Here is a 6,999-nt window from a genome sequence, read left to right on the forward strand (position 1 = left end):
GAACCGCCTCGGGGTCAAGCCCCGAGGCTTCCCGTGGGTTTAGTCGGACACTCCCATCCGACCATCGGCCAGATAGCCTTGGGCGGTCGGGTGGGTCACGGTCGGGGCGTCCACGGCCCCCGATGCCTGCCGTCGCACCTTCCGAACAACAGGAAGACTGTTGAGAGCAGGCACATTCCAATCGAATTTCTTCACGCATTTCACAGCGATGTTGACGCTTGCACTACGGTCGCTGTGGTCTTGATGGGAACACGACTGACACTTGAACCGCTTTTTGTTGCGGTTCGCTCGTTCCGTATGTCCGCACATTGGACACCGCTGGCTCGTGTATTCGGGGTTAATCCACGCAGTCGGGATGCTCTCGAACGACGCCTTGTACGACGTGTAGTATTGGAGGGCACGGAACGGAAGGTGGTGCAAGCGTCGATTCATCCGCGTGCCGTAGTCGATACTGTCGCGCATCTCTTTGAGGTCTTCAAAGACGATACACGGCTTCTCGAACTGCTGACTCCACCCCACGATGTGACGGCTCACCTTGTGGAGTCGGTCGCGGACAAACCGTTCTTCACGCCCGTCCAACGTGTCGTGGATGCTGTCCTTCCCCGCGTTCTGCACGCGCTTCCGCATCGTGAAGTAGCGGTGACGCTCGAACTTGATTTCGGGAAAGTCGATGACCAACGAGTCCTCGACGCCATTCTCGGAGAGTGCAGTGAGCGCCACATTGTCCTCGTTCACGTCCACGCCGATGACCGTCCGTGAGTCCTGCTTGTCTCGAACGGTCTGCTCGGTGTTGGTAACGTTGACGTGCAACTCAGGGGTGTCGTTGTGGAACAGAGCTTCTGCCGTCCCAATCTTCCACTCGTCGCTCGTGAGTGCGTTCTTGAGAATGTCGAGATGAGCGTCGTCACCGTCAAGGACACCTTTGACGTGCTTGTACGGCTTCGCGCTGATTCGGACCGCCACGTCGCCGTCGTCGGTGAGCGACAGGTTGTACCCCTCCTCGTAGTTCGCACGAAGCGGGTACGTTCCGTCCTTGGTATGGCTCGGTTGGCCGAAGTCGTCGTATTCGAAGTAGTTCTCTATCGCACCGAGTGCCTTCGCAACGACACGCTGAGTAGTGTTCTTCACGAGGTCAGCGTCGTCGGCTACCCTGTCGGGAATGGCGTCCCAGTCCACGCCTTCTTTGGCGAGTCGGATGGTTTCGTTGTACGCCCACCGCGCTTCAAGTGTGGCGTCGTACAGCAAACCCTCGTTGTCACTCTGGATGTCGAGTTGGAAGTCCAGCGTCTTGACGAGAGCCTGTGCGTCGGTCATTCGCTCCAGTACCAGTGTAGTAGTGCGATTATCTTGAATGCCAGCCATCCACAGTGAAAGTGGAACACTCACCTGAGCTTACGGCCTTCACCCTCGGGGTTAAGCCCCGAGGCACTCGGCCTGCTCCGCCTGTAGAATGTCCGTGGGGTAACGATGTCGATGCCACGAAAGGACTCCAAATCAAGAAGATGCGTGTCGCCAGAGACAACATAATCGACGTTTCCAGCTACCGCAGCCTCCAAGAACTTGTCATCGTCAGGATCGTCCGCAACAACGGTGACATCAGTAGCTGGGTCAACGAACTCTGCGAAATAACGAATCGTTTCGACTTCTGTCTGGACCTCCTCCGGATCCAGGTGAAACCGGTCTGGATACTTTAGCAGTGTTTCACGAAACTCTGTGAGCGTCGGAACAGAAACAATCAGTTGATACTCATCGTTGAACCCTGCGACGACAATATCATGTGGCACACCGGTCGAGAGCACACTCGAGATGAGGACGTTCGTATCAAGAACAGCCTTCATTCATCATCGCTCCGGCCCTTATGCACCAAGTCATTGATCTCGTCCAACGTAATATCGGTCGTTTCCGCGCGCTCTTCGACACGAGCCTGAAACTCCTCGACTGAGGGGAGTTCGATTTTCTTCAAAATCAACCCGTGCTCTGTTGGTACCACCATCAATTTCGTCCCCTGCTCTAGGCCAAACTCCTCACGGAGACGGCTTGGAATGGTGATCTGTCCTTTCGAAGTGACGGTCGTCAGTTCTGGATCATCGGTACTCATCTCAGTTCTATGTAAGAATTCCTTACGCACGTGCTTGAATGTTCTGCCCACTCACCAATACTGGCACTTGGTGGGGCCTATACATCCGGCAGTCGGCCATCTGGCCGTGGAACCAACCCGGCTCGGATCTCGATGTCGACCCGCCGAAGATGCTTACACCGGGATGCGTCGTCCGGGCAACTACACGTCTCTTCGAGGACGTCTACCTCGTAGACGCTATCTGACGCCGAGTGTACCTCGTACCGGCCCGGTTTTTGCAAAAAGGAGGTGTCGATAGCTTCACGCTTCGCTCGCTTCGTTCGTGGGTCGTCGTCGAGTTCGACTGTGAGCGGGCCGTTGCTTGACTGAGGAACAGAGTCCTTGCCGGCTGTGGCTTGCGCAACGCCACCGTCGGGGACTGCCCGTGTTGGTTCGGCCTCGACGTGCAACCCGAACTGGTCGTCAAGTGCATCCTGATTCGCCCACTCAAGAATTGGCCGCTCGCCGATGACGAACGCAACTCGACGGCGGTGCTTACAGGTAACAGACGGTCGATGGGAGTCGTCGGGACATTCACAGCGGCCCTCGGCCATATCGACCAGATACTCCGACCCTGACGAGGAGACAACCAGATACAGGCCCGGCGCGTCCCGAACTCGTCCGACCGAGTCCAGTACCGACATCACTTCGGTCAGCGCGGCGACCGTCCGGTCGTCCACGCCGGCACCATTACTGGTCATCGGTGACCTCCAAGGCAGCAATAGTAGTCGTGAGCGAACTCTCAAGGATGGCGATAGCAGTGGACATTGGTACAAACGACGAGCGTTCTCGATGGAACGCCCCTCACCCCGCTGGGGCGCACAAAATCGCTGTCCGAGACAGTCGGCTAGGAATCGGATTCGCTTACTAACTGCTCATGGACGTCCGAATTGACGACGGTCGCAACACCCTCGACGTCAGTCAATTCATACTCCTCCCGAAGCAGATCGTGTATGTCGGTCGCGATGGCTGTCGCCTCGTCGGGAACCGCTGGCTCATCCGAATGAGCCGGGATATCGTCGGGTCCGATACCGTGGACTTCGATGAAGAGTCGTTCGTCACTCATCGCCGTCACCCCGGCGAAGTTCACGAGCACGCAAGCGAAGTTTGTCTTGGACGTGCGTTCGGTCCTGATGTGTCGTCTCGTAGGCCAGATACGTCTGAATCGTCTCGATGGAGTCCATACAGCGAATCCCAGCGATAATCGGCTGGAGCTGGTCGCCCGATAGGAGTTGCTCGGGTGGCAGGCCCTCCAGAACCGCGGCGTCCCCGCTCATGCTCCCATCTCCTGCTGATCCCACGTCGCGACCGTTTCGGTGATAGCGTCGACGACGGTTCGAACTCGCTGTCGGAGTGGTGCTTGCTCAGCAACTTCGACGTCCAACTGTGCTCGGAGTGCCAAGATATCCGGCGTGGTGAGCCGATCCGATTGCTGAGCGACAGTCCGCAGAACCTGTGCTTCGAAATCAGTCTCCGGAGCCCGTTGCGTTCGAACGGCCGCTGTGACTGACTCAATGGATACCTTTTGCTGATTGGAACACGATCCAGAAGGTCGCCGAGGCCGAGACTGTTGTTGAGACATCCTCTCACTCTCCAGAGGCGCACAAAATCACGGATCGCTGAATACCTGAACAGCAAAATGAGCGGGATTGATCGCGAGCCAGTTCATGGTAGTCGGCTGGGGACAAGGCACGATTTCGACGGGCAGCCGGCATAATAGAGGCGGATAGACAGAGTAGTTCGTTCTGGAACCTAGTCGCTGTTACTCAGACTGTCGAAGCGACTAAGAAACAGGAAGAAGATTACTAAATAATGACAGACACGAAGGGCCGAGTGCTGAATACGCTCATCGTCCAGACCAGCGGCCCGCAACCAGACTGGGCACGAGAGCGAACCATCAAGACAGTCGCCAGTTCGCACGGCGGCATCCATCCCGATGACGTCCGCGACGCGCTCGCGACGCTCGTCGAAGAAGGCCGCGCCAAGGAAGACGACGGCCGATACCGCCCTGCCGACGTCGTCGAGAGAGTCCCACATCCTGGAGAGAACGCGTGAACACAGAACAGTTCAGCTGCAGGATCACAGGCCAGATAGTCTAGAGGGTCACCGCGTTGTCCTAAGGAGACCTAAGGATGGGATGCACCCGAGAATTTCATTGTGCCACGGTCCTAGCGCTCTCCTCCAGGTTCGCCCTCGAACACTTCGCCTGAGGCCTGTGCCCGACGATGCTCGGCGGCGATGGCGGTGACGTCGTCGGTTGCTTCGTCTTGTGCCTCTTCGTCAGCTGACTGCTGGTCAGTACTCATGATGAGCCTCTCATCCGTCAGAGGCGCACAAAATCACGCATAGTCTCAGTCGCTTACGTCCGATTGACGGGGACGAGTCCTTCCCGATACTCGATACGCTTCCGTTCACGTTCGGAGCGATAGGCCAGCGTCTGACCGTTCCCGTACTCGACCACAATCGCATCCTCAAGGTCCCCAGCCGTCGCGCGGCCGCCGTCAGTAGCAAAGACTGGGTCCATTGGCTCCTCGTTTAGTGGATTCTGGCCAGTTCCCGACGTCGGCCAGACGCCCGTTCTCTGCCAGTAGCGCCGAATCCACTCCAGACTCTCTCGTACAGTTGCTCGAATCGAGAGATGGTCAGCGTCACCGTAACCATGTGGCGTGAAATACTGGCCCTTCAGGGCCGCCAGATGGATTCCATTCCAATCTACACCGACAATATCGGCTGGTGCTTCGCCCGTGATACAAGGCTGTGTGAGGTTCTGGATTGCCTCGTATTGCTTGGGTGGACTTGCACCGAGCAGATGGACCCGACGCTCGCGCCAATCCACGATGTTCGTGTACTCCTCGGCCGTTTTGTCGGAGTATCCCATCGGATACCCAAGAACGATATCGTCGTCGATTGCAGGAATCGCCTCCCGACATTTCGGGACAATGATGATCTCCGTCCCCGGAAACTTCGCCTTCAATTCTCTCGCCGCTCGATTGTATCGCCGGGCTTCCTCGCGGTCGTACGCATCGCCCAGCATTCCCACAGAGGGTTCGTACTGCTCGAAGCGCTCGATATAGCGGTCCAAGTTGGGATTCCGAAAGTCATTGTCCAGAATCTCGATTGGGACATCGACGTTCCGTAGCGAGGACTGATAGGAATAGTCCTCACGAACACCGACTGTGAATCCCAATGCGAAGGCGTCGATGACAAAGGGTTCCCGATGCAGGAACCCAACGTACTCAGCTTGCTTCGCGTCATCGATAGCTGCCGCTGACCAGGAGTGTCGTGCATCTGTGGACATTGGAAACACGGACGCCCTGAGAGGCGCGCCCAGCTGCCCAGCGCGCCACAAATACGCCTCGTGAGTCCGGTACCGACAATCAGTGATAGACTAACCAACGCTACTCAATATAGTCACTATCTGTTGGTTAGCTCTCAATAGCGTCGATTAACTCAGCCGCCGTATTCGAAATCCGGTCTAACCGATCTCGAACTGTCGCCGGCGCATCCTCGTCCCACGCCGCAAGATAGAACGCTGAGTTGTCCGGATCCAAGCCGAAGTGCCGACTGACGATGTAAGCCACCGCTTCAGCCTCAATCTCCAACCGCGATTTCTCCTCGCCAGGTTCACGCTCGAAGTGCATGGTCGCGTGGGCGAATTCGTGGATGAGCGTACTCGCAAGATCCGCCCGGTTTTCGCGGTCAACCACCTCTACGACCGGATTCGTCGTCGTCGGACTCCGCCGTTCACACACCCCGCGTGCCGACCCGTGCTTCCACTCGTCGGGAGCAACGATAGTCGCATCCACGCCGATGGCATCGGTTGCAGCCAACAGGTCCTCAATAAGTCCGTCTGCATCACCATACGCTTCAGTTTTGAGATCGGGCAGTGGCTCGCCCTCGGTCTGAGAAATATCGAACACACTGGTCGGCCGGAACCCGACCAACCCGCGTGTCCACTCGTCGGGATCGGTCTCGTCGTACTCACACTCCGTATTCGCGTGATAGGATGGCGAGTTCCCACACTCGGGACATTTGTTGGTGATAATCGGTGCCCAGATCCAGATGGCGTCCTCGCCTTGCTTGACATGCCGGTCGAACTCTGCTTGCCACGTATTGTACCCAGCGACCTTAGTCGCGTTAGGACACTGCAACTGGATGAGCAACGTGTTCCGGGCCGAGTAATCGTGGAATTTCGACTGGACTTCCAGCCACTGCTGGAACTGCTCGCTGGCCTGGGCCTCATCGGTCAGCTCGGCGAGGTCCTCGACCCACGTATCGAGTTGGTCGCGCATATCGTCGGCTCGGGTATCCGAATCGTCGAAGGAGTGCGTAGTTTGCTGGCGAGACGTCTCTGCGTCAGAAAGGTCGGTTTGGATCGTCGCCATTGGTATCTATCGGGACGCACTCTCGGGTACGCCCCCGCACCTCCCAGGGGGGACAGAAAATCGTCGGCTGGGAGCTACTCGTTGTTCCGTGCCTTCGCGGCCTCCCAATCTACGTAAAAGTATACGATCACCGAATTCAATCAAAAGTATCTCTCAACTGTAAATGGATCTGATTTATCACTCATTGGCTCAGAACTCAGAGCGCCAGCGAATTAAGCGAAAAGGACGGGTGTAACTGCCTTGCACGCTTGCCGAACCGGTAATAGACGATAGCTATGATTTAGACGGGAGCAACTCATATGACAAGCACGGCTCCGGACCCATCACAGTTAGACGAGATAAGAAAAACAACGTGGTCTGGGAACATCGGTTTTGACATCCTCCCCGCGCTGAAGCGCGAGGATTCCAACGCGGGACAGCGGGCCGGTCCCACGTCCCCGCTGGCAACTTCTCGCCTTCCGAACGAGGTCCGGCGAGGCGATACCGGGTTCGTGCGCG

At 57.2% G+C, this 6,999-nt stretch carries 12 protein-coding genes; 2 read left to right on the top strand and 10 right to left on the bottom strand.

The annotated features are described in order from the left end of the window. Nucleotides 1-39 precede the first annotated feature (39 nt). The 7 genes from EGH23_RS24635 to EGH23_RS26960 all read right to left on the bottom strand — a co-directional run bounded on the left by EGH23_RS24635 (nt 40) and on the right by EGH23_RS26960 (nt 3,518). Nucleotides 40-1,314 (bottom strand): RNA-guided endonuclease TnpB family protein, encoded by a 1,275-nt coding sequence (locus EGH23_RS24635; protein WP_220582637.1) that lies wholly within the window; start codon nt 1,312-1,314, stop codon nt 40-42. A gap of 68 nt (nt 1,315-1,382) precedes the next feature. Then, the gene (locus tag EGH23_RS24640) at nt 1,383-1,838 is read right to left on the bottom strand and encodes a putative toxin-antitoxin system toxin component, PIN family (protein WP_220582638.1); all 456 of its coding nucleotides are present in this window, start codon (nt 1,836-1,838) and stop codon (nt 1,383-1,385) included. Further along, nucleotides 1,835-2,098, bottom strand: a complete 264-nt coding sequence (locus tag EGH23_RS24645; RefSeq protein ID WP_220582639.1) for an AbrB/MazE/SpoVT family DNA-binding domain-containing protein — start codon at nt 2,096-2,098, stop codon at nt 1,835-1,837. Before EGH23_RS24645 ends, EGH23_RS24640 begins: the two co-directional genes overlap by 4 nt. A gap of 77 nt (nt 2,099-2,175) precedes the next feature. Continuing rightward, complete coding sequence (locus tag EGH23_RS24650) at nt 2,176-2,817, bottom strand: SWIM zinc finger family protein (RefSeq protein ID WP_220582640.1); 642 nt, start codon at nt 2,815-2,817, stop codon at nt 2,176-2,178. A 146-nt stretch (nt 2,818-2,963) separates the two neighbouring features. After that, complete coding sequence (locus EGH23_RS24655) at nt 2,964-3,182, bottom strand: hypothetical protein (RefSeq protein ID WP_220582641.1); 219 nt, start codon at nt 3,180-3,182, stop codon at nt 2,964-2,966. Further along, nucleotides 3,175-3,393 carry a DUF8129 domain-containing protein gene (locus tag EGH23_RS24660; protein ID WP_220582642.1) on the bottom strand — a complete coding sequence of 73 codons (219 nt, stop codon included), beginning with the start codon at nt 3,391-3,393 and terminating at the stop codon, nt 3,175-3,177. Before EGH23_RS24660 ends, EGH23_RS24655 begins: the two co-directional genes overlap by 8 nt. Further along, nucleotides 3,390-3,518 carry a hypothetical protein gene (locus EGH23_RS26960; RefSeq protein WP_268899516.1) on the bottom strand — a complete coding sequence of 43 codons (129 nt, stop codon included), beginning with the start codon at nt 3,516-3,518 and terminating at the stop codon, nt 3,390-3,392. Before EGH23_RS26960 ends, EGH23_RS24660 begins: the two co-directional genes overlap by 4 nt. 410 nt (nt 3,519-3,928) lie before the next feature. On the opposite strand from EGH23_RS26960, the gene EGH23_RS24665 reads away from it, so the two are divergent. Beyond that, entirely contained in the window at nt 3,929-4,171 is a 243-nt protein-coding gene (locus EGH23_RS24665) for a hypothetical protein (RefSeq protein ID WP_220582643.1), read from the top strand. Between the two features lie 113 nt (nt 4,172-4,284). On the opposite strand, the gene EGH23_RS24670 is transcribed toward EGH23_RS24665, so the two are convergent. From EGH23_RS24670 to EGH23_RS24680, 3 genes are all read right to left on the bottom strand, one after another. Further along, nucleotides 4,285-4,422, bottom strand: coding sequence for a hypothetical protein (locus tag EGH23_RS24670; protein ID WP_220582644.1), 138 nt, complete (start codon nt 4,420-4,422; stop codon nt 4,285-4,287). Between the two features lie 53 nt (nt 4,423-4,475). Then, nucleotides 4,476-5,414 carry a DUF6610 family protein gene (locus EGH23_RS24675; RefSeq protein WP_220582645.1) on the bottom strand — a complete coding sequence of 313 codons (939 nt, stop codon included), beginning with the start codon at nt 5,412-5,414 and terminating at the stop codon, nt 4,476-4,478. A gap of 127 nt (nt 5,415-5,541) precedes the next feature. Beyond that, nucleotides 5,542-6,501: an ArdC-like ssDNA-binding domain-containing protein gene (locus EGH23_RS24680; protein ID WP_220582646.1), complete on the bottom strand. Its 960-nt coding sequence runs from the start codon at nt 6,499-6,501 to the stop codon at nt 5,542-5,544. Between the two features lie 299 nt (nt 6,502-6,800). On the opposite strand from EGH23_RS24680, the gene EGH23_RS24685 reads away from it, so the two are divergent. Next, nucleotides 6,801-6,999, top strand: a 199-nt coding sequence (locus tag EGH23_RS24685; RefSeq protein WP_220582647.1) for a hypothetical protein, incomplete at its 3' end; no start/stop codon positions are given.

This window comes from Haloarcula nitratireducens (assembly GCF_019599505.1).